Annotated in this window: 16 protein-coding genes; 8 read left to right on the top strand and 8 right to left on the bottom strand. The window is 71.5% G+C overall.

Annotated features, from left to right (window positions below; genetic code table 11):
- Positions 1 to 166 precede the first annotated feature (166 nt).
- From NYP07_RS22720 to NYP07_RS22735, 4 genes are all read left to right on the top strand, one after another.
- Positions 167 to 2,167, top strand: a complete 2,001-nt coding sequence (locus NYP07_RS22720) for an SPFH domain-containing protein (RefSeq protein WP_268154268.1) — start codon at positions 167 to 169, stop codon at positions 2,165 to 2,167.
- Positions 2,168 to 2,180: 13 nt separating this feature from the next.
- Positions 2,181 to 3,467 (top strand): sensor histidine kinase, encoded by a 1,287-nt coding sequence (locus NYP07_RS22725; RefSeq protein WP_268154270.1) that lies wholly within the window; start codon positions 2,181 to 2,183, stop codon positions 3,465 to 3,467.
- Between the two features lie 76 nt (positions 3,468 to 3,543).
- A complete protein-coding gene (locus NYP07_RS22730) occupies positions 3,544 to 4,230 on the top strand; it encodes a response regulator (protein WP_268154272.1) in 687 nt (228 codons plus the stop codon).
- An 8-nt stretch (positions 4,231 to 4,238) separates the two neighbouring features.
- On the top strand, positions 4,239 to 5,060 hold the full coding sequence (locus tag NYP07_RS22735; RefSeq protein WP_268154274.1) for an alpha/beta fold hydrolase: 822 nt from the start codon (positions 4,239 to 4,241) through the stop codon (positions 5,058 to 5,060).
- Between the two features lie 176 nt (positions 5,061 to 5,236).
- On the opposite strand, the gene NYP07_RS22740 is transcribed toward NYP07_RS22735, so the two are convergent.
- A complete protein-coding gene (locus NYP07_RS22740) occupies positions 5,237 to 5,929 on the bottom strand; it encodes a glutathione S-transferase C-terminal domain-containing protein (RefSeq protein WP_268154276.1) in 693 nt (230 codons plus the stop codon).
- Between the two features lie 69 nt (positions 5,930 to 5,998).
- Between NYP07_RS22740 and NYP07_RS22745 the strand changes: the two genes are divergently transcribed.
- Positions 5,999 to 6,733 (top strand): hypothetical protein, encoded by a 735-nt coding sequence (locus NYP07_RS22745; protein ID WP_268154278.1) that lies wholly within the window; start codon positions 5,999 to 6,001, stop codon positions 6,731 to 6,733.
- Positions 6,734 to 6,782: 49 nt separating this feature from the next.
- On the opposite strand, the gene NYP07_RS22750 is transcribed toward NYP07_RS22745, so the two are convergent.
- The 3 genes from NYP07_RS22750 to NYP07_RS22760 form a co-directional block, all read right to left on the bottom strand.
- Entirely contained in the window at positions 6,783 to 8,390 is a 1,608-nt protein-coding gene (locus NYP07_RS22750; protein ID WP_268154280.1) for an alkaline phosphatase D family protein, read from the bottom strand.
- Positions 8,391 to 8,434: 44 nt separating this feature from the next.
- Positions 8,435 to 9,508 carry a phosphotransferase gene (locus NYP07_RS22755; protein ID WP_268154282.1) on the bottom strand — a complete coding sequence of 358 codons (1,074 nt, stop codon included), beginning with the start codon at positions 9,506 to 9,508 and terminating at the stop codon, positions 8,435 to 8,437.
- A gap of 63 nt (positions 9,509 to 9,571) precedes the next feature.
- Positions 9,572 to 10,288 (bottom strand): Crp/Fnr family transcriptional regulator, encoded by a 717-nt coding sequence (locus NYP07_RS22760; RefSeq protein ID WP_268154284.1) that lies wholly within the window; start codon positions 10,286 to 10,288, stop codon positions 9,572 to 9,574.
- A 165-nt stretch (positions 10,289 to 10,453) separates the two neighbouring features.
- On the opposite strand from NYP07_RS22760, the gene NYP07_RS22765 reads away from it, so the two are divergent.
- Positions 10,454 to 12,091, top strand: a complete 1,638-nt coding sequence (locus tag NYP07_RS22765) for a type IV pilus assembly protein FimV (RefSeq protein WP_268154286.1) — start codon at positions 10,454 to 10,456, stop codon at positions 12,089 to 12,091.
- A 10-nt stretch (positions 12,092 to 12,101) separates the two neighbouring features.
- On the opposite strand, the gene NYP07_RS22770 is transcribed toward NYP07_RS22765, so the two are convergent.
- The 4 genes from NYP07_RS22770 to lptF form a co-directional block, all read right to left on the bottom strand.
- Positions 12,102 to 13,046, bottom strand: a complete 945-nt coding sequence (locus NYP07_RS22770) for a CysB family HTH-type transcriptional regulator (RefSeq protein ID WP_268154288.1) — start codon at positions 13,044 to 13,046, stop codon at positions 12,102 to 12,104.
- A 10-nt stretch (positions 13,047 to 13,056) separates the two neighbouring features.
- Positions 13,057 to 13,425 (bottom strand): sirohydrochlorin chelatase, encoded by a 369-nt coding sequence (locus tag NYP07_RS22775; protein ID WP_268154290.1) that lies wholly within the window; start codon positions 13,423 to 13,425, stop codon positions 13,057 to 13,059.
- Positions 13,426 to 13,501: 76 nt separating this feature from the next.
- Positions 13,502 to 14,629: an LPS export ABC transporter permease LptG gene (gene lptG, locus NYP07_RS22780; RefSeq protein ID WP_268154292.1), complete on the bottom strand. Its 1,128-nt coding sequence runs from the start codon at positions 14,627 to 14,629 to the stop codon at positions 13,502 to 13,504.
- Positions 14,626 to 15,726, bottom strand: coding sequence for an LPS export ABC transporter permease LptF (gene lptF, locus NYP07_RS22785; RefSeq protein ID WP_268154294.1), 1,101 nt, complete (start codon positions 15,724 to 15,726; stop codon positions 14,626 to 14,628). The genes lptG and lptF overlap by 4 nt, the downstream gene beginning before the upstream one ends.
- Before the next feature lie 26 nt (positions 15,727 to 15,752).
- Here lptF and NYP07_RS22790 point away from each other — a divergent pair, with 26 nt between their 5' ends.
- Positions 15,753 to 17,216 carry a leucyl aminopeptidase gene (locus NYP07_RS22790; protein WP_268154296.1) on the top strand — a complete coding sequence of 488 codons (1,464 nt, stop codon included), beginning with the start codon at positions 15,753 to 15,755 and terminating at the stop codon, positions 17,214 to 17,216.
- A 5-nt stretch (positions 17,217 to 17,221) separates the two neighbouring features.
- Positions 17,222 to 17,644, top strand: coding sequence for a DNA polymerase III subunit chi (locus tag NYP07_RS22795; protein WP_268154298.1), 423 nt, complete (start codon positions 17,222 to 17,224; stop codon positions 17,642 to 17,644).
- Positions 17,645 to 17,674 lie beyond the last annotated feature (30 nt).

Raw genomic sequence — 17,674 nt, forward strand, 5'->3', positions numbered from 1 at the left:
CCCATCGGCTACATCCCGCCCTCCGAGGCCGAGGCAAACTACTACCGGCAACTCGCCCAACGTCAGGCCGCTGCGGTCTGACTCACACCAACTGGCCTCCACGAATGCCGGTGCGATTCAGTTCACCCTGTTCGCCAACCCGTGGCTGGCCCTGCTGGCCGCCGTCGTGTTGCTCGCCCTGGTCTTCCACAGGCGCACGCTGCGCCTGTTCGGCTTCGTCATCGTGCCCGACGACTCCATCGGCACGGTGACGAAGAAGTTCGTGCTGTTCGGCCGCCACAAGGAACTGCCGCCCGGCCGCATCCTGGCCCTCTACGGCGAGGCCGGCTTGCAGGCCGACACGCTGGCCCCCGGCCTGCACCTCGGCCTGTGGCCGTGGCAATACCGGGTCGAGCTCGTCAAGTTCACCGTCGTGCCGGACGACGCCATCGGCATCGTCGAGGCCTGCGACGGCCTGCCGCTGCCGGATGGCCGCGTGCTGGCCCGCCATGTCGACTGCGACCACTTCCAGGACGCCCGCGCCTTCCTGGCCGCCGGCGAGCGCGGCCTGCAGATGACCGTCGTGCCGCCGGGCGCATGGCGCATCAACACGCTGCTGTTCACCGTGCGCCTGGAGCGCATGACCGTCATCGAGCCCGGCAAGATCGGCATCGTCGAGGCCCGCGACGGCCACCCGCTGTCCGGAGGCCGCGTGATCGGCCGCGCCGTCGCCTGCGACAGCTTCCAGGACGCCCGTGCCTTCATGGACGGCGGCGGCGAGCGCGGCCCGCAGATGAGCGTCATCCCCCAGGGCAAGTACCGCATCAACCCCGGGCTGTTCCGCGTCGCGCAGGTGCAGGTGACCGACGTTCCCGACAACAAGGTCGGCATCGTGACCACCCGCGAAGGCGCGCCGCTGACCACCGGCGAGATCGCCGGCCCCGAGGTGCCCGGCCACAACCTGTTCCAGGAGCCGCAGGCCTTCGTCAACGTCGGCGGCACCAAGGGCCTGCAGGAGCAGGTGCTGCTGGCCGGCCGCTACTTCATCAACCCGATGTTCGCCACCGTCGAGATCATCGACATGACCGAGGTGCCCATCGCGTCCGTCGGCGTCGTCGTGGCCTTCGTCGGCCGCGCCGGCGTGGACGTGACGGGCGAGGGCTTCCGCCACGCCAACATGGTCCGCAAGGGCGAGAAGGGCGTGTGGGTGGACGTGCTCGACCCCGGCAAGTACGCCATCAACACCTACACCCACAAGGTGCGCGTCGTGCCCACGGCCAACGTCGTGCTGAACTGGGCCACGGGCAAGACCGAGGCCCACAGGCTGGATGCCAACCTGTCCACCATCACCGTGCGCTCGGCCGACGGCTTCACCTTCAACCTCGACGTGAGCCAGATCATCCACATCCCGCGCAACGACGCGCCCAAGGTCATCGCCCGCTTCGGCAGCATGGAGGCCCTCGTCACGCAGGTGCTGGAGCCCACCATCGGCAACTACTTCCGCAACGCCGCGCAGAACTCCGACGTCATCGACTTCCTGAAGAAGCGCAGCGAGCGCCAGGCCGAGGCCAAGGCCGCCATCGCGCTGGCGCTGAAGGCCTACGACGTGGGCGCCGTCGAGACGCTGATCGGCGACATCGTGCCGCCGGCCGAGCTGATGAAGACGCTGACCGACCGCAAGCTGGCCGAGCAGGAGAAGGTCACGTTCACGACGCAGATGGAAGCCCAGGGCGTGCGCCAGCAGCTGGAGCAGGCCACCGCACTGGCCCGCACCCAGGCCCAGGTCGTGGACGCCGAGCGCAAGGTGGCCATCGCCGAGTTCAGCGCCCAGGCGGCCGTGAAGACGGCCGACGGCGCGGCGCGCTCCAAGAAGATCACGGCCGAGGCCGATGCCGAGGTCACGCGCGTGACCGGCCAGGCCGAGGCCGGCCGGACGCTCGCCATCGGCGAGGCCGAGGCCGAGGTCATCCGCCAGAAGATCGACTCGATGGAGTCGGGCAACTACGCCATCGTGCAGGTGGCGCAGGCGCTGGCGGGCGCGGGCGTGCAACTGGTGCCCGAGGTGCTGGTAGGCGGTGGTCACAGCGCAGGGCAGGGCGGCACCTTGGTCGACGTGCTGCTGGCCGGCCTCGTGAAGGACCGCCTGGCCAGGCCGGAACCCGCGCCCGTGGAGGTGGCCGCCACCTAAACTGCGCGGCTTCATGCTGCTGCCTCGCCCCCTCGTCCAGTTCCTGCCCTGGATCGCCACCGGCTCGCTGATGGCCCTGGCCTGGGTGGGCTGGAAGTTGCGCCGGGCCTGGGAGGGCCTGCGCGCCGCGCAGCGGGCCGTCCGGCTGGAGCGCGCGCTGCGCGAGTTCGGCGACCTGATGCGCGACGCCGACCGGCCCGAGGCCCATGCCCACGAGCTGCTGCGGGACCTGTCCGGCCTGGCCGGCCGACCGGTCGCCGCGCTGCTGCGACCGGCGTCCGGCGCGCAGGACGTCGTCCTCGGCGAGCCCGATGCCAATGCGCTCGCCGGCCTGCAGCTCTGTGCCGACAGCGGCCGCGCGCTCGGCCCCGGCACGACCCACCATGCGGGCGAGCCCGACCTCTATCTGCCGCTGCGCGGTCGCGACGTGGCGCTGGGCGCCGTCACGCTGCGCGGCCTGGGCACCCAGGCCCTGTCGCCCGACCACCTCGCCCATGCCCAGGCCCTGTGCGACCAGATGGGCCTGGCCCTGCAGCGCCGCCGCGTGCAGGACGAGGCGCGCCGCGCCGGCGAGCTCGCCGACCTGCAGTCCACGCGCAACGCGCTGCTGGCCGCCATCTCGCACGACTACCGCACGCCGCTGGCCACCATCATGGGCTCGGCCTCGGCGCTGCAGACCCAGGGCGAGCGGCTGAATGCCGCCCAGCGCCAGGAGCTGGCCGCCCGCATCGTCGACGAGACCGCCCGCCTCGTGCGGCTGACCGACAACACGCTGCAGCTCGCGCGCCTGGGCGCGCCGGGCGTGACGCTGCGCTGCGACTGGGAATCCGCCGAGGAGCTCGTCGGCGCGGCGCTGCGCCGCGTGCGCCGCCGCCCCGACGGCGAGCGCGTGAAGGCGCGCGTGGCCGGCGGCCTGCCGCTGTTGTGGTGTGATGCGGCCCTGATGTCTCAGCTGCTGGACAACCTCGTGGACAACGCCCTGAAGTACAGCCCGCGCGAAGCCGCCGTCGAGCTGGTCGTGCGCCGCGCGGGCGACGCGGTGCTGCTGGCCGTGCGCGACCGCGGCCCCGGCATCGAGCCGGCCTGGCGCGAGCGCGTGTTCGACGCCTTCCAGCGTGGCGACCTGGCCGGCTTTGCGCAGCGCCCGCCCGGTGCGGGCGTCGGCCTGGCCGTCTGCCGCGCGATTGCCGAGGTTCACGAGGGGTCCTTGAGCCTGCGCCCGCGCGGCCATGGCGGTTGCAGCTTCGAGTTCCGGCTGCCGCTGCGCGCTGCGCCCGAACTGCCGGAGGCTGGTGCATGACAGCCCCCACGCTCACTGCGTTCACTGCCCCCCGAGGGGGCTCGGCCTCCCTTGGGACGGCCCGGCGGGAGTCCGTGTGAGGCTGCTCCTCGTCGAGGACGACCGCGAGCTGCGCGTGACGCTGCGCGAGGCGCTGGCCGTCGAAGGCTACGAGGTGCTGACCGCGGCCAGCCTGGCCGATGCGATGGCCCAGCTCGCCCATGCCGGCAACCTCGACGCCGTGCTGCTGGACCTCGGCCTGCCCGACGGCGATGGCGAGGAGCTGCTGCAGGCGCTGCGCCGCGAGCGCTCCACGCCGCTGATCGTCATCTCGGCCCGCCAGGTGGAAGGCCAGAAGATTCGCCTGCTCGATGCCGGCGCCGACGACTACCTCGTCAAGCCCTTCGGCATCGGCGAGCTGCTGGCGCGGCTGCGCGTCGCGCTGCGCCACCGCGGCACCGTGGCCCAGCCAGCCATCACGCTCTACCGCCGCGCCGGCCTGGAGGTGGACCTGACCGCCCATCGCGTCAGGCGCGACGGCGCCGATGTGCGCCTGACGCCGACCGAGTTCAAGCTGCTGGCCCGCCTGGTGCGCCAGGCCGGCCAGGTCATCACCCACCGCCGCCTGCTGGCCGACGTCTGGGGGGCGGACGCGACCGAGCAGACCCATTACCTGCGCCTCTACATGGCCCAGCTGCGCGCCAAGCTGGAGGCCGAGCCGGCCGAGCCCTGCGTGCTGCTGACCGAGCCGGGCGTGGGCTACCGTATCGCCGAACCTCAGTGAGACAAGCCATGCAGATCTCCCATTGGATTCCCGTCGACGGCGCCGAGCTGGCCGTCGACTACCGCCCCCACGACGACGGCCGCGCGCCGCTGGTCTTGCTGCATGCCGGCGTCACCGACGGCCGGCTGTGGGATGGCGCGATGGCCGCCGCGGCCGGGCGGCGTTCGGCGCTGCGCATGGACCGCCGCGGCTTCGGCCAGACGCGCATCGAGGCCGCCACGCCGCATGCGATGGTGGCCGACCTGCTGGCCGTGCTGGACGCGCTGGCGCTTCCGCGCGTGGAGCTGGTCGGCTGCTCGCAGGGCGGGCGGCTGGCCATCGACTTCGCGCTGGCCCAGCCCGGGCGCGTTGCCGGGTTGACGCTGGTCGCGCCGGCCGTGACCGGTGCGCCCGAGCCCGTGCTCAACGCCCAGGTGCAGGCCCTGGCCGATGCCATCGACGCAGCCGAAGCGGCCGGCCGGCTCGACGACATGAACCGCCTCGAGGCCCGGCTCTGGCTGGACGGCCCGGCCCGGCCCGAAGGCCGCGTCGGCGGCGCGGCGCGCGAGCTCTTCCTGGCCATGAACGGCATCGCGCTGCGCTCGCCGCCGGCCGGCGGGCTGGTCGACGCGCCGCCGGCCTGGCCGCGGCTGGAGGCGCTGCCGGGGCCGGTGCGCCTGGTCTGGGGCGAGCTGGACCTGCCCCATCTCGTGGAGCGCTGCCGGCAGATAGCCGCGCGCATCCCGGGCGTGCGCTGCTGGCCCATGCAGGGCGTAGCCCATCTGCCGGCGCTGGAGGCGCCCGCGGCCTTCAACGCGGTGCTGCGCGAGGCCGGGCTGCTGGACGGCTGAGCCTCCCCGCAGTCCCGATGGCGGCGCCGGCCGTGCTGAACGCGATCTTCGCGACGACGGGCAAGCGCATCCGCGACCTGCCGCTGCGCAAGCATTCGCTCGCCTGAAGATTCCACCGACGGCCAGCATGGCCTGCGGGCGCCGCGCGTCAGGCCATGAACGGGTTCCGCCGGCGTTCAGCGCTGTTCGACCTGCCGCTTGCCGAACAGCGCCTCGCGTGCCCTGTCGTCCGTCAGCGGCCTGCGCAGGCCGGCCAGCACCTCCAGGCCGCGCTGCACGGCCGGGCGCCTGGCGATCTCGTCGAACCAGCCCTTCAGGTGCGGGTAGTCGCTCATCTCGACGCCCTGGTTCTTCCACGAGCGCAGCCAGGGGAAGACGGCGATGTCGGCAATGCTGTACTCCGGCCCACCGATGTAGGTGGAATGGGCCAGGCGCTTGTTGATGACGCCGTAGAGCCGCTTCGCTTCGTTGGTGTAGCGCTCGATGGCGTAGGGCAGCTTGTCGGGCGCGTAGATGCGGAAGTGATGGGCCTGGCCGAGCAGGGGGCCGACGCCGCCCATCTGGAACATCAGCCACTGCAGCACCTCGTATTTGCCGCGCACGTCGGCGGGCAGCAGCTTGGCCGTCTTGCCGGCCAGGTAGAGCAGGATGGCGCCGCTCTCGAACAGCGAGATGGGCCGGCCGTCGGGGCCGTCGGAATCGGTCAGCGCCGGGATCTTGTTGTTGGGGCTGATCGCCAGGAAGGCGGGCGCGAACTGGTCGCCGGCGCCGATGTCCACGGGATGCACCCGGTACGCGAGGCCGCACTCCTCAAGCATGATGTGCACCTTGTGCCCGTTGGGGGTGGGCCATGAATACACTTCGATCATCGTCGCCTCCATTCGGTGCGCCCTAGGTCAGCCTAGCCGGCGGCCCCATTCTCAGACTTCTCACGACTCATGGTGGTAAAGCAAGTCAAGCACTGGCTCGTGACGCGGGCCAACGCAGCGCGCTGGCGCCCGATCATGGAATGGGCCGCGTCGCGCAATGCCGAGTTCACGCAGGCGCGCGACGGCCTGGGCTTCCTCATCGAGCAGCCCAAGGCCCTGCCCGGTCCGCTGCGCATCGAATGGGGCGTGTCCCAGCGCAGCTATCTGCCCGGCACCGAGCTGCGCATGCGCTGCGAGATGGGCCTGCACCCAGACCTGCAGCTGATGGTGCTGTGCCGCACGCTGATGGATGACCTCGAGCGCGCCGTGTTCGAGGCCTATACCGACACGCTCAAGACCCGGGTCGACACCGACACGCCCGAGGAGATGCGCTGGCTGGTGATGTTCCCCAAGTTCAACCACGCCAGCTCGCAGATCGTGCGCCAGCGCTACGGCCTGGTCGGCGTGACCAAGGAGCTGACGGGCGACTGGATCGACGGCGAACTGGGCGAGGCCCTGGCGCAGGCCAGCCAGGACCTGCTGCCCGAGGGCCATCCCTTCGTGCTGATGTGCATGCGCGGCAACCTCTATCTGCGCACCGAGATGGCCGAGGCCGACCAGCCCAGGCTGCAGGCCTTGCTGCGCCTGCTGGAAACCGCGGCGCGCGCGGCCCGGCGGGTCAACGGGCGGCTGTCGGAGGCCGGCGCCTGGCCGACGACGACGTCCATTGCCTGGACGCACACGACGCGGCCCGGCGATACCTAGGGCCTGCTAACACGACGGCAGCGACCTACTGCCGTCGTGTTGGCAGGCTCTAGGCCTCCGGTTCCAGCTTCACGCTCCAGAGCTGCCTGCCGTCGAGGTCGTGCAGCGACACGGCCATGGCCTTGGTCTTCGGGTCGATCCTCGCGCGGCCGTAGTATTGCTGCAATGCCGTCGGCGGGTTGTTCTGCGGGTTGTCCGGCGGCACGCTGACATAGCGCACGTCGGGGCCGAAGGTCGTGTCCAGTTCGTTGGGGCCGAAGGTGCCGGCGTTGATGGGGCCGCCGACGAATTCCCAGAAGGGCTTGAAGTCGGTGAACTTCGCGCGCGAGGGGTGGTAGTGGGTGGCCTGGGCGTAGTGCACGTCGGCCGTCACCCAGACCACGTTGCGGATGTCGTGCCGCTTGATGAAGCGCAGGATGTCGGCCAGCTCCAGCTCGCGGCCCGAGGGCGCGCCGTTGTCGCCATTGGCCCAGGCCTCGTAGGTGCCCTTGGGGACGTCGGGGTTGAGGTCGGGCACGACCAGCGAGATCGGCATGTCGCTGGCGATGACCTTCCACGTGGCCTTCGAGGCCTTCAGCGCCTGCTTGAGCCAGGCCGTCTGCGCGGCGCCGAGGAAGGCGGAGTCGGCGTCGAGCACGGCCTGCCGGTTGGGCGAGTTGCGGCCGCGGTAGCTGCGCTCGTCCAGCATGAACACGTCCAGCAGCGGGCCGAAGCGAAAGCCGCGGTAGACCTGCTCGGGGTCCAGCGGATTGAGCCGGAAGGGGTTGAACTCGAACATGGCCTGGCGGGCGCGCACGGCCAGCAGCGAGGCGGCACGGTCTTCGTAGCGCTTGTCCTCGGGGCCGATGGTCTGGCCCGGGTACCAGTTGTTGCGCACCTCGTGGTCGTCCCACTGCACGAGGAAGGGCACCTCGGCGGCGAAGCGGCGCTTGTGGGCGTCGAGCTGGTTGTAGGCGAAGGCGCCGCGGTAGTCGTCCAGGGTCTGCGCGACGTGCGACTTGGCCTCGGTGACGAGGTTGGTCCACAGCGAGCCGTCGGCCAGCTTGACCTCGGCCTGGATGGGGCCGTCGGCATAGATCTGGTCGCCCGAATGGATGAAGAAGTCGGGCGACTCGCGCCGCATCGCCTCGTAGAGCCGGTAGCCGCCGAAGCGCTCGTTGATGCCCCAGCCCTGGCCGGCCTCGTCGCCCGAGAAGACGAAGCAGACCGGCCGGTCCGCCTTCGCCGCGGCCGTGCAGAAGCGGCCCACGACGGGCTCGCTGAGCGCGGACTCGTGCACCAGGTCCTGGAAGCTGACGCGGTAGAACACCTCCGCTCCGGCCGGCAGCCCGCTCAGGTCGACCCGCGCCGTGAAGCCATTGCCCTCGAAGGCCGCGGGCCCGATGACGCGGCGCGCGTTCTTGAAGCCGGCATCGGTCGCCACGTCGACGAGCATGCGCGCGGGCCGGTCCGTGCGGCTCCAGACGATGCCGCCCTGGCGGGTCACGTCGCCGCTCATGACGCCGCCGGGCAGCTGGGGCCGCAGCCGGTCGGCCGTCACGATGGCCGGCGCCAGCCCTTGAGCGAGCACGCTGGAGATGTGGGAGCCGAGCAGGGCCGTGCCGCCGGTGGCGGCCAGGTTGCGCAGCAGGCGGCGGCGGGTGGGGGTGTCTGGCATGGTGGCCCGAGCTTAGGGCCGCCGCATGACAGCGCGGAGGCGGCTCAGGCCTTCTGCGCGAAGCTCCAGGCCAGTTCGGCCAGCGGCCAGGCGCTCTTGGCGGTTTCCCTGGCCTGGGCGCTGGACGCCGTGCCGTCGACGACGCGCTTGGCGATGCCCTGTACGATGGCCGCGATGCGGAACATGTTGTAGGCCAGGTAGAAGTTCCAGTCGGCCATGACGGCGTTCACGTCGGCGCGGCCGGTGCGCTCGCAGTAGCGCTGCACATAGTCGCGCTCGCTCGGGATGCCCAGCTCGGCGAGGTTGACGCCGCCCAGGCCGCGTGCGGCGCCCGAGGTCTGGATGTGCCAGCTCATGCAGTGGTAGCTGAAGTCGGCCAGCGGGTGGCCCAGCGTCGACAGCTCCCAGTCCAGCACCGCGATGATGCGCGGCTCGGTGGGGTGGAAGACGACGTTGTCCATGCGGTAGTCGCCGTGCACGATGGACACTTCGTTCTCGTCGCGCGCCGACGCCGGGATGTGGGCCGGCAGCCAGGCCAGCAGCGCATCCATCGCCGGGTTGGGCTCGGTGACCGAGGCCAGGTATTGCTTGCTCCAGCGGCCGATCTGGCGCTCGAAGTAGTTGCCCGGCTTGCCGTAGGCCTCCAGGCCGGCGGCCTTGAAGTCGACCTGGTGCAGGGCCGCGATGACGCGGTTCATCTCGTCGTAGTGGGCGGCGCGTTCGGCATTGCCCAGGCCGGGCAGGCTCTGGTCCCACAACACGCGGCCGGGCATGAACTCCATGACGTAGAAGGCGCGGCCGATGACGGCTTCGTCCTCGCACAGCGCGCGCATCGCCGGCACGGGCACGTCGGTTCCGGCCAGCGCGCTCATGACCTGGAACTCGCGCTCGATCGCATGGGCCGACGGCAGCAGCCTGGCCACCGGCGCCGGCTTGCTGCGCATCACGTACTGGGCGCCCGGCGTCTTCAGCAGATAGGTGGGGTTGGACTGGCCGCCCTTGAACTGCTCGATGGCGAGCGGGCCGGCGAAGCCGTCGACGTGGGCGCCGAGCCAGGCTTCGAGGGCCGCGGTGTCCAGGGCCTGGGCGAGGGGACGGGTGCCGGTGAATGCTTCCATGGAGGTCGGTTTTGTGGGGCGCGAACTTTCCATTCTGCGAGCAGGCTGCCGGCCGGCGTGTCCTCAGCGCGACGCTGCCGCCAGCAATTTGTCGCGGCTGAGCACCACCAGCCGCGTGGGTTCCACGCGCACGGCGCCTTCGCGCTCGAAGGCCTTGAGCTCCTGGTTCACGCGCTGGCGCGAGGCGCCGAGCAACTGGGCCAGGTCTTCCTGCGCGAGCTGCAGGCCGATGCGGGTCACGGCCTCATCACCTTGGCCTTCCTGCACCCCGTAGGAGCGCGCCAGCAGCAGCACCTGCTTGGCCAGGCGCGCCGCCAGCGGCCGGGTGTTGAGGTCCTCGATCATGTCGAACATCAGCCGCAGGCGGCGGCAGTTCAGCCGCAGCAGCGCGTCGTAGAGCTCGGAATGGGCCTGCAGCAGCGCGCGGAAGTCGGCCTTGCGCACGCACAGCAGCGTCGTGTCGCCGTGGGCATAGGCATCGTGGGTGCGGGGCAGGCCGTCGAACAGCGCGATGTCGCCGAACCAGGTGCCGGGCTCGACATAGGTCAGCGAGATCTGCTTGCCGGCCAGCGACACCGAGCTGACGCGCACGGCGCCCTTGGCGACGCCGCACCATTCCTCGGCGGGCTCGCCGCGGTGCGACAGCATGGTGTCGTCGGCGAGGCGGCGCACGAAGGCGCGCTGCAGGATGTCGCCGCGCAGGCCCTCGGACAACCTGGAGAACCAGGCGCCCTGATCGACCTGCTGGCGTTCGGCGGGGGTGAGGCTGAGTGAGTTCATGTCTGGCGGGGCATTGTGCCGCTGCGGAGGGGCCGGCCGGTGGGTGACCCCATGCTAGAGTGATCCGCGCTGTTCCATCCTTCATTCAACCGCATCGCTAGCCGCCCGCAGTCAATGCCCCTCACGGCCCTGCGCCCGACCTTGCTGGGTGCTCTCACCCCCGCCTTGGCACTGCTGCTCGGCCTGGCGCCTCATGGCGCCGAGGCTCTGGGGCTGGGCCGGCCGCAAGTCCTGTCCGCCCTCGGCAGGCCCCTCGATGCCAGCATCCCGGTGACACTGGCCGACGGCGAGCCGCTGAGCGACGGCTGCCTGCGCGCCGAGGTCACGGCCGGCGACGCGCGCGTGCCGGCCGGACTGCTGCAGCTGCGCATCGAGGGTGAGCCCGGGCAGCGCAGCATCCGGCTGCAGAGCATCGTGCGCATCGACGAACCGGCCTTGCGCATCACGCTGGCCCTGGGCTGCCCGGTGCGGCTCACGCGCGAGTTCAACGTCTTCGTCGACCCGCCGGGCGGCGTCGGCGCCTCGGCACTGCCGCCTGCGCCGCTGCCCCAGGCCGCTGCCGTGGAGCCGGCGCCACGCGCGCTGGTCGAGGTGCAGCCCGCCGCGCCGCGACCCAAGCCCGCGGCCCACGCCCGTGCCCATGCCCGCATGCGGGCCAGCGGCCCGCGCCTGGTGCTGGAGCGGCCCGAGGTGCTGGCCAGCCAGGTGGCGCCACCGGCCCCCGCCAGTGCGCCCGAGGCGGAGCCGACGCCCGAGCTGGAGGCCCAGATCAGCCGGCTCGAACAGACCGTCGCCCAGCTGCGCGCCGAGCTGGAGGCGCGCCAGGCCCTGGCGGCACAGGTCGCCGCGCAGCCGGCCTCGGTGCCGGTGGCGCCACCGCCGCCCATGCTGGCGGCGCCCGTGCACGCCTCGGCCTACCGTGACCCGCTGACCTGGCTGATGACGCTGGCGTTGAGCCTGCTGGCCGGCTCGGCGGCCTTCTACGGCAGCCGCTGGCTGGACCAGCGTGCCCGCCGCGAAAGCGCGCACTGGCGCTCGCTGCAGGCCGCCGCCGAGGGCGCGGCCCCGCCGCCGGCAGCTGCCCAGGCCACCGGCATGGCGCCGCCGGTCGATGCGGCTACCGCGGCCCGCCTGCCCGACGAAGGCCAGCACGCCGCCACGCGCCCGCAGCCGCGGCCGATGGCCTGGCCGCCCGCGCAGATCGTGGCGCCCGGGCCGGCGATGCCGGCCGATTCCGCCATGCTGGCGACCCAGCCGATGCCGGCGCAGGCCGCCGTGGCGCCGCCGGCGCCCGCGCTGAGCGTGGCCGACGAACTGCTGGACCTGCAGCAGCAGGTCGACTTCCTGCTGCTGCTCGGCCAGCACGAGGCCGCGGCCGAGCTGCTGGCCGGCCGCATGACGGGCGGCGCCGGCAGCGCCATGCCCTATCTGATGCTGATGGAGCTCTGCCAGCAGCGTGGCGAGCCCGAAGCCTTCGCCGAACTCGCGAGGCAGTTCGAACCGCGCTTCCGCTCGCCGGCGCCGGGCTGGTCGCAGAGCCTCGCCCGCGGGCGCAGCCTGGACGGCTGCCCCAGCGTCATCGCCCATCTGCAGATGGCCTGGGCCGAACCCGGCGCCGCGATGCAGATGCTGCAGGCCCTGCTCGCCAGGGGCGGCGGGCCGGGCGTGCAGCGTTTCGAGCTGCCGGCCTACCGCGACCTGCTGACGCTCTACAGCGTCGCCCGCGACCTGTTCGAGGCCGGCCTGCGCAGCGAAGGCGTGGACCTGATGCTGCCGCTCGACTCACAGTTCGGCGGCGGCTGACGCCGGCCGCCTACAGGTCGAAGTCGTCTGCGTTGCCGGTCATCGCCCTCTCGATGAGCTTGCGGCTCAGGCGGTCCGACAGCAGCTCGGCGAAGGCGTAGACGTAGTTGCGCAGATAGGCGCCGCGCTTGAAGGCGATGCGCGTGACATTGCTGCCCAGCAGCGTGCCCAACGGCCGCGCCACCAGTTCGCTGCCGGCCGGCTCCTCGCGCATGGCCATCTCGGCCACGATGCCCACGCCCATGCCCAGGCGCACATAGGTCTTGATGACGTCGGAGTCGATGGCCTCCAGCACGACGTTGGGCGTCAGGTGGCGGGCCGCGAAGGCCTTGTCGATGCGGGTGCGGCCCGTGAAGCTGGGGTGGTAGGACACCAGCGGCTCGCCGGCGAGCTGCTCCAGGCCGATGCGCTCGGCCGTGGCCAGCGGGTGCTCGCGCGGCACGACCATGACGTGCTGCCATTCGTAGCAGGGCAGGGTGACGAGCTCCGGGTACTGGGTCAGCGACTCGGTGGCCAGGCCGAGGTCGGCGCTTTCGTCCAGCAGCATCCTGGCGACCTGGTCCGGGCTGCCCTGGTGCAGGCTGATGCGCAGCTGCGGCAGGTTCTTGCGCAGCTGGGCCACCGGTGCGGGCAGCACGTAGCGGGCCTGGGTGTGCGTCGTGGCGATGGAGAAGGTGCCGCTGTCCTGGCGCGAATACTCCTCGCCGATGCGCTTCAGGTTGCCGACCTCGCGCAGGATGATCTCGATGCAGGCCAACACCTGCTGGCCCGGTTCGGTGATGCGGCGCAGGCGCTTGCCGTGGCGCGAGAAGATGTCGACGCCCAGCTCCTCCTCCAGCTCGAGGATGGCCTTGGACACGCCCGGCTGGGACGTGAACAGCGCCTTGGCCGTCTCGGTCAGGTTGAGGTTGCGGCGGGCGGCTTCCTGGACGAAGCGGAATTGGTGCAGGTTCATTCGAGGACGCTTAGTCGAGGACGTTCAGGCAGGCCTGGCTGATGGCCTGGAGCACGGTTTCCTGCTCGCCCAGCGGTGCGTGCAGCAGCCACTCGACGGCATCGCCATGCTGTTCGCGCAGGCGGTCCAGCAGCAGCGGCACGTCGCGCCGCACATGGCCGCCGGTGCCGAGGAAGAGGGGCAGCACATGCACGCGCGTGCAGCCGGCCGCGGCGAGCCGGGCCGCGGCCTCCTCGATGCCGGGCGACATGAATTCGAGGTAGGCCAGCGCCAGCGGCGTGCCGGGCCGCGCGGCGCGCAGGCGCTCGGCGACGGCCTCGAAGGGCCGGGCCCAGGCCGCGTCGCGGGCGCCGTGGGCGAAGAGCAGCAGGCCGTCCATCAGCGTCCGCACGGCCGCCCGAAGGACACTGGCGCCCCCTCGGGGGGCAGTGAACGAAGTGAGCGTGGGGGCTTCATCATCTGTATCTCACCAGCCAGGCGAAGGCCGCCATCGACAGCCCGAGGTAGAGCAGGCTGGGCGTCGCCGCGACGAGCCAGGGCGTCCAGTTCTTCAGCAGGCCCAGATGGCCCGCGACGTTGTTCAGCAGCACGAAGCTGATGCCCAGCATGATGCCGCCGAAGACCTTGATGCTGATGCCGCCCGCACGCCCGTGCAGATAGGCGAAGGGCAGGGCCAGGGCCACCATGACGAAGCAGGCCAGCGGGTAGAAGGCCTTGCGCCAGAACTGGATGCTGTAGGCCTGGGAGGACTGCTCCTGGGACGACAGATGCTCGGTGTAGCGCAGCAGCTCCAGCGTCGACATCGACGAAGCCGGCAGCACCGCGGCCGCGATGACGCCGGCATGCAGCGAGCTCTGCCAGTCGAGCCGATCCAGCTGCTGCTCGCTGACGACGACGTCGCCGACCGTGCCGCCGGCCGCGGCCGCGCCGGGGTTCCAGACCGTGCGCTGGACGGCCTGCAGCCGCCACAGGCCCTGGCCATCGACATCGACCTTGCCCGCCTCGGTGCGCGACAGCAGCCGGCCCTCGGCGTCGAACTCGTAGATGCGCACGTCCTCCAGCTCGCCGCCGCTGCCGACGCGGCCGACGCGGACCGAGTAGCTGCGCTCCTGGCCGTCGACCTTGCGGTGATCCTTCAGCCAGGCGCCGCGCCGCGCCGGGTTGGCGTCGTGGCTGAAGCGGGCGCGCATGTCGTCGCCCTCGCGCTCGAACCGCGGTGCGACGTAGTCGCCGACGAAGAAGGTCAGTGCCGCGAACAGCGCCGCCAGGCCGGCCAGCAGGCCCAGCGCGCGCGCCGGGCCGAGGCCGCCGGTGCGCAGGATGGTGAACTCGCTGCTCTGGGCCAGGCGGGCCAGCGCGACGATGGCGCCGATCAGCACGGCGATGGGGAAGAGCTCGTAGAAATGGCCGGGCAGCTCCATCGCGGCCAGCAGCGCGGCCTTGCCGCCGCCGGCGCCGACGCGGGCCATGCGCTCGAGGTCGTCGACGAAGTCGATGAAGAAGAACAGCGCCAGGAAGGCCAGTGCGACGAGGACGACCGAGCCGACGATGTCCTTGTAGAGCAGGCGGCGGACGGTTTTCATGCCGTGGCCTCCCTGGCCCCGCGCCGGCGCAGGCAGAAGCGGTTGCCGTTGTCGCGCAGCCAGATGACGCCCAGGGCCAGGAAGAGGGCGCTGCCGTGCAGGATGACCAGCGCGCGCGGCAGCGTCATGCGGGAATTGGCCACCCAGGCCTGGGACAGATTGATGAGGTTGAAGTAGACGATGAAGGCCAGCAGCGCGAACAGCAGGTTCCAGTTGCTGGCGCGGCGCGGGTTGCTGGCCGACAGGCCGATGCCGAGCAGGGCCATGTTGATGCCGCCGAGGATCATGCCCAGGCGCCAGGCCAGCTCGCCCAGGTTCCTGGGCGTCGGCGCGCGCAGCAGGTCCAGCGTCGCCATCGCCTTGGGCGGCAGCTGGTTGGCATTGGCCAGCGCCTGGGTGTCGGTCAGCACCTTGTACTGATCGAAGCGGGCCAGGCTCTTGTCGCCGGTCTTGAGCTGGGTCTCGTTGCGCTGGCCGTGGTCCAGCACGAGGAAGCGGTCGTCGCCCTCCATCTCCAGCCGGCCACGGGCCGAGGTCGTCACCGATTCGCGCTCGTTCTGGCTGCCGAGGATGAAGACGTTGCGGCCCGTCGTCGCGTCGTCGCCGGCGCGCTCGATGAAGAAGACGCGGCTGCCGTCCCGCGAGGACTGGAACTGGCCCGGCGCCACGCGCGACAGGTCGCCGCGCTTCTGGTAGCGGTCGCTCAGCTCGGCGCTGTTCTGGTTGCCCCAGGGCCAGACGATCAACATCAGCACGATGACGCCCAGCAGCACCGGCGAGGCCATGCGCAGCACCGGCCTCACGAAACGCGCCAGCGGGACGCCGCTGGCGAACCAGATCGTCATCTCCGACTCGCGGTAGAAGCGCCCGAGCGTCAGCACGATGGCGATGAAGAGCGACAGGATGAGCATGATCGCGAGGTAGGAGAGGGTCGCGTAGCCCATCAGCAGCACGACATCCTGGGGCGCGACATTGCCGCCGGCGGCCTGGCCCAGCGTGCGGATCAGCGTGGACGTGAGCACGATGGTCAGGATGACGACGAGCGTGACGCCGAAGCTCTTGGCCAGCTCTGAGCGCGTCGATGAATCGAATAGCATCAGGTCTTTATTAGTTTCTGGTCATTATGGACTTCAAGATTCAAACCACTGAGCTCGATGGGCTCGCCGGTGTGGGTGCCGATGCCCTGGTCGTCGTGCTCGGCGGCGAGGCGCTGCCCAAGGGTCTGGACGCGGCCGTTGCCAAGCAGGCGCAGACCGCGATCAAGCTCGGCGACTTCGCGCTGAAGGCCGGCCAGGCGCTGACGCTGACGCATGCCGAAGGCATCAAGGCGCCCCGCCTGGTGCTCGCGGCCAGCGGCAAGACCACGCTGGCCGCCGCGCGCGCCGCGCTGTCGGCCGGCCTGGCGCAGATCAAGTCGCGTGGCGCGGTCAGCGCCGCGGTGGCCTTTGCCGGCTTCGACGCCGGGCTGGCCGAGGCCCTGGCCGAGCAGGCCGCGCTGGCCGGCACGGATGCCGTCTACCTCTACCGCCACACCAAGCCCAGCGCGCCGGCCGCGCCCAAGCTGGCCAGGCTGGCCCTGCTGGTGGGCAAGGCCGATGCCAAGGCGGCCAAGGCCGGCCTGGCGCGTGGCGAGGCCATCGCCGCCGGCATCGAGCTGGCCCGCGAATGCGCCAACCGCCCGGCCAACTACGCGACGCCGACCCACCTCGGCGAGGTCGTCCAGGGCCTGGGCAAGGCGCACGGCCTGAAGGTCGAGGTGCTGGACCGCAAGGCCGTCGAGAAGCTGGGCATGGGCAGCTTCCTGGCCGTGGCCCAGGGCTCGGACGAGCCGCTGCGCTTCATCGTCGCCCGCTACGAAGGCGCGGCCAAGACGGTGGCGCCGGTCGTGCTGGTCGGCAAGGGCATCACCTTCGACACCGGCGGCATCTCGCTGAAGCCGGGTGCCGAGATGGACGAGATGAAGTTCGACATGGGCGGCGCGGCCAGCGTCATCGGCACGCTGCGCGCGGTGGCCGAGCTCCGCCCCAAGCTCAACCTCGTCATGATCGTCGCGGCCTGCGAGAACATGCCCAGCGGCAAGGCCGTCAAGCCGGGCGACGTCGTCACGTCGATGTCCGGCCAGACCATCGAGATCCTGAACACCGACGCCGAAGGCCGCCTGATCCTGTGCGATGCGCTGACCTATGCCGAGCGCTTCAAGCCGGCCGTCGTCGTCGACGTGGCCACGCTGACCGGCGCCTGCGTCATCGCGCTGGGCGGCGTGCGCACCGGCATGTACGCCAGCGACGACGAACTGGCGGCCGCGCTGAGCGCTGCCGGCGACGCGGCGCTGGACCCCTGCTGGCGCATGCCGCTGGACGAGGACTACGCCGAAGGCCTGAAGAGCAACTTCGCCGACGTGGCCAACATCGCCGGCCGCGCGGGCGGCTCCATCACGGCGGCCAAGTTCCTGCAGCGCTTCGCCGACAAATACCGCTGGGGCCACCTCGACATCGCCGGCACGGCCTGGAAGGGCGGCGCCGCCAAGGGCGCGACCGGCCGGCCGGTGGGCCTGCTGACCCACTTCGTGCTGAGCCAGGCGAAGTAGGCACTGTGTCGCTGCAGGTCAGCTTCTACAGCGATGCGGCCGAGCCGCTGCGCTATGCCTGCCGGCTGATCCGTCGCGCACTCGCTTCGGGCAAGCCGGTGGGCGTCTGCGTGCCGGCCGCCCAGGCGGCGGCGCTGGACGGCCTGCTGTGGAGCTTCGATGCGACCGAGTTCATCCCGCACCGGCGTTGGGACGGCGCGACGCCGCCGGTGCCCGGCGAGGTGTTGCTCCTTGTCGACGCGGCCGCGCTGCCGCATCGCGGCCTGCTGCTGAACCTGGGTGACGACATGCCCTCCGCGGCGCTTGAATTCGAGCGCGTGCTGGAGGTCGTCGGCAGCGGGCCCGAGAGCGTCCGCGCGGGCCGCGCCCGCTACCGCATCTACCAGCAGGCGGGCGCCCGGCTGGAACATTTCTCTGCGGCCGGTTGACAACGCCGCGTCCACGCTTTCCCGAATGAG

It is taken from the genome of Pelomonas aquatica (genome assembly GCF_026712205.1).
Lineage (GTDB): Bacteria > Pseudomonadota > Gammaproteobacteria > Burkholderiales > Burkholderiaceae_C > Pelomonas > Pelomonas aquatica.